This window comes from Roseomonas sp. TAS13, assembly GCF_001950415.1.
Taxonomy (GTDB): Bacteria; Pseudomonadota; Alphaproteobacteria; order Acetobacterales; family Acetobacteraceae; genus Roseomonas; species Roseomonas mucosa.
Genome location: NZ_BDLP01000715.1, coordinates 1 through 954, shown reverse-complemented (window position 1 = coordinate 954; position 954 = coordinate 1). Strand labels below are relative to the sequence as shown.

The following is a 954-nucleotide window of genomic DNA, read 5'->3' as shown; positions in this document are numbered from 1 at the left end:
CTCTATGCTGCCGTCGAGACTTGTGATCAAGAGACAGGGCTTCCGGATAGTGGCGGAACAGCCGTGCCATCTCGGCCGGTGGCTTGAGGTGCCGCTCGGCATGGGGCTCTGCCAGGGGCCCGAGCCGGTCCACGGTCCGGCCGAGGCGGATCGCCGTCAGTACGTCGGCCAGCGGGCGGCGCGAGGGAACGTGGTAGCGCACGTCGTTGGTGGCCAGCAGGCCAGCGCCGGTGACGGCCGTCATCTCCGCCAGCGCCTCCAGGCGGTCCGCGTCGATATCGTCGAAGCGGATCGTTGCCGTGCAGAGCAGCGGCATCGCCAGGATGTTACGCAAGGCTGCAGCATCGGCCTGCAGCCGGTCGGCGAAGGCCAGGTCCGGGCGGACGGGAGACACAGCGGCCAGGCACCAGCCCTCCGCATGCCCCACCATCTCCTGCCGGGTGAGGGCGCACTCGCCCTTGGGCGAGCGCATGCGGCCGAGCGAGAGCAGCCGTGTCAGGCGGCCATAGGACGCCCGGTCGGTCGGCCAGGCCAGATACTCGGCGCCGTCGTCCAGCCGCAGGCGGCACCCCACGGCATAGGCGATACCCGCCTCCCGGGCGGCGACGTGGCCGCGCACGGAACCCGACAGCGTATTGGTGTCGCAGATCCCGAAGCCCGCATGGCCGAGCGTCGCGGCGGCCACCGCCAGCTCGCCAGGATGCGAGGCGCCGTCGAGCAGGCTGAAGTTCGAGCGGCAAGCGAGTTCCGCGTAGTCCTGCACCATGGCGGTGTCACGCCAGCTCGCCGTGCAGGAACCAGCGTGCCGGCGCCGCCGGCCTGTCCTGGCCGAGACGGCAGATCCACAGCCGGCGACCGGATTCCGTCTGCACCCGGTAGTAGTCTCGGCGCGGACGGTCGTGGCGTTCGGTCCACCACTCCGGCTCCAGCCGCTCCGGGCCGGCGGCGTGCCGG

At 71.7% G+C, this 954-nt stretch carries 1 protein-coding gene and 1 pseudogene; both read right to left on the bottom strand.

Going from position 1 to position 954, the window contains the following annotated elements:
- Nucleotides 1-766 (bottom strand): PHP domain-containing protein (locus ROTAS13_RS25065; protein ID WP_139323593.1); only part of this gene is annotated, 766 nt, incomplete at its 3' end.
- 7 nt (nt 767-773) lie between these two features.
- Nucleotides 774-954 (bottom strand): annotated as a pseudogene (locus ROTAS13_RS27610) (DNA polymerase Y family protein); the annotation flags it as partial.